The organism is Psychromonas sp., assembly GCF_983033635.1.
Genome location: NZ_CEZLMY010000082.1, coordinates 12,290 through 15,262 on the forward strand (window position 1 = coordinate 12,290; position 2,973 = coordinate 15,262).

At 43.8% G+C, this 2,973-nt stretch carries 1 protein-coding gene; it reads right to left on the reverse strand.

From position 1 onward, the window contains the following. Window positions 1-2,830, reverse strand: a 2,830-nt coding sequence (gene hrpA, locus AC4GME_RS11535; RefSeq protein ID WP_490379420.1) for an ATP-dependent RNA helicase HrpA, incomplete at its 3' end; no start/stop codon positions are given. Between the last annotated feature and the right edge of the window lie 143 nt (window positions 2,831-2,973).

Here is a 2,973-nt window from a genome sequence, read left to right on the forward strand (position 1 = left end):
GCAGCTGTTTTTCAAATGCTTCTAATAATGGCGTTTTTAACGGTTCCATTACCGCCATCGCCGCCTCTGCGTAATTCGGTGCTGGTACAAAATTACGACGCACTGTTTTAGGCAGGGTTTTAATCAGCGCGATTAATAACTCTTCACGCAGCGCTGGTATCTGCCAATCAAAACCAGTCGCTTGTATCTGGTTAAGCAGTGCTAACGGGATATCAACCTTAACACCATCTTGTGCACTGCCCGGCTCAAAGGCATAACTCAATTTAAGTTTAAAAGGCCCCTGCTGCCAAAAATCAGGGTAAGCATTCGCAGTGACCTTATCCGCGCCATGCGCCATCACTTCTTCACGTTGATAATTTAACAGCTCAGGGTTTGCTTTCTTCTCACGATTCCACCAGCTATCAAACTGTTTAGCACTGGCAACATTACTGGGAATATGCTGATCATAAAAATAATAAAGAGTCTCATCATCAACTAAAATATCGCGGCGGCGGGATTTATGCTCTAACTCTTCAATATCTTCAAGCAGTGCCTGATTATCTTTAAAGAATTGATGACGTGTTATAAACTCCCCTTCAACGAGCGCATGACGGATAAACAGTTCGCGACATAATGCAGGATCTATTTGCGTATAAGTCACTTTGCGTTTACTGACAATCGGCAGCCCGTACAGGGTTTGATTCTCAAACGCGCCTACGACCCCTACTTTTTTCTGCCAATGCGGTTCGTTGTAACTACGCTTTATTAAATGTTGTGCTTGCTGCTCAACCCATTCCGGTTTAATCCGTGCGGCGACCCGGCCAAACAATTTTGAGGTTTCAACGAGCTCGGCAACCATCGCCCATTTAGGCTGTTTTTTAAATAAGCCCGATCCCGGGAACATAAAAAACTTACTGTTACGCGCGCCGAGATACTCTGCTTCTTTATCTTTAAAACCAATATGCGATAACAGCCCCGCTAATAATGCCTGGTGAATAGAATCAAAGTTTGACGGCTGCTGATTAACTTTAATCCCTAACTCATCTGTAACCTGCTTGATTTGCGCGTAGATATCCTGCCATTCACGCACACGCATATAAGCCAGAAACTCTTTCTGACACATCTTTCTAAACTGGCTACTGGAAAGCTCGTTACGCTGCTCTTTAAGATAATTCCAGAGATTAACATAGGCCATATAATCTGAGTCTTTGTCAAAAAATCGGCGGTGTTTTTCATCTGACGCCTGCTGTTTATCCATTGGACGTTCACGCGGATCTTGAATGCTTAATGCCGCACTTATCACCATCACTTCATGCACACAGCCAAACTGATTAGCAGCTAAAATCATACGTGCTAAACGCGGATCAACAGGCAGTTTTGCTAGGTGGCGACCTAATGCGGTGAGTTTTTTACGGGGATCCTTGGCATTTAAATTAACCGCGCCGAGCTCTTCTAGTAGTGATAAACCATCTTTAATATTCCTGTCTTCTGGTGGTTGCACAAAAGGGAATTTGTTTAATTCACCCAGACCAAGCGCCAACATATGCAGGATAACCGAAGAAAGGTTAGTACGCAGAATTTCCGGATCGGTAAATTCAGGGCGAGAGAGAAAATCATCTTCATCATATAAGCGAATACACACACCATCACTAACACGCCCGCAACGCCCTTTACGCTGATTAGCACTGGCTTGAGAAACCGGCTCAATCGGTAAGCGCTGCACTTTAGTGCGGTAACTGTAGCGACTGATGCGCACCGTCCCCGTATCAATAACGTATTTAATACCGGGAATAGTAAGGGAGGTTTCTGCCACATTGGTCGCTAAAACAATGCGCTGTCCGCGATGCGACTGGAAAATACGATTTTGCTCCGCCACACTTAAACGCGCAAACAGCGGCAAAATTTCAGTATCACGTAAATTACGACGGTTTAACGCTTCTGCGGTATCACGAATTTCACGCTCACCATTCATGAAAATAAGAATATCACCACGGCCCATTCGCTGCAGTTCATCAACCGCATTAAAGATCCCTTCGATTTGATCGCCACCGGCATAATCTTCAAGCGAACGATACAGGGTTTCAACGGGAAAGGTTCGCCCTGATACTTCAATAATCGGTGCATTTTTGCCAGTTCTATCTGAAAAATGGCTAGCAAAACGTTCAGGATCGATGGTTGCAGAGGTGATAATAACTTTCAGTTCCGGACGGCGCGGTAATAGGCGTTTCAGATAACCAAGTAGAAAATCGATATTTAAGCTGCGCTCATGTGCTTCATCAATAATAATGGTGTCGTATTGACTTAAAAAACGATCGTGTTGAATTTCCGCTAATAAAATCCCATCGGTCATTAACTTGATATAGGATTGCTCGCTGACTTTATCGGTAAAGCGAACTCGGTAACCGACGGTTTCACCTAAGCTTGAACCTAACTCTTCGGCAATACGGGTGGCAACGGTACGCGCCGCTAATCGTCTCGGCTGCGTATGGCCAATCAGTCCGCTGACACCGCGCCCCAACTCTAAACAGATTTTTGGAATCTGCGTGGTTTTACCGGATCCAGTTTCACCGGCAATAATAACCACCTGATTATCGCGAATCGCCTCAGCAATCTCATCTTTTTTCTGACTGACGGGCAAGTCTGGGTAACTCACTTCGGGTAGATTAGTTAAACGCTGCTCTCTTATATCCATTGAAACTTGGATATCACAGGCAATTTTAACTAAAGCATCTTCTACTTTTTCGGGGGTATTTTGCTTTATTGCACCGTCAATGCGGCGTGCTAAACGAAATTGATCTTTATATAAGACGAGAGAGAGATGTTTTTTTAAAGTAGAAGCGGAAATGGTCAAAAGAAATACCTAGCAAGGATCAAAAAAACGATCCTAGCAAGGCAAGCGAGAAAAATACAGATGCAGTTAATATTTAAATTCATCGTAACTATTCAGATTGCAGTCATTTCATTTGAGTTTTAGGAGAAAGAGCGGAGTTTATA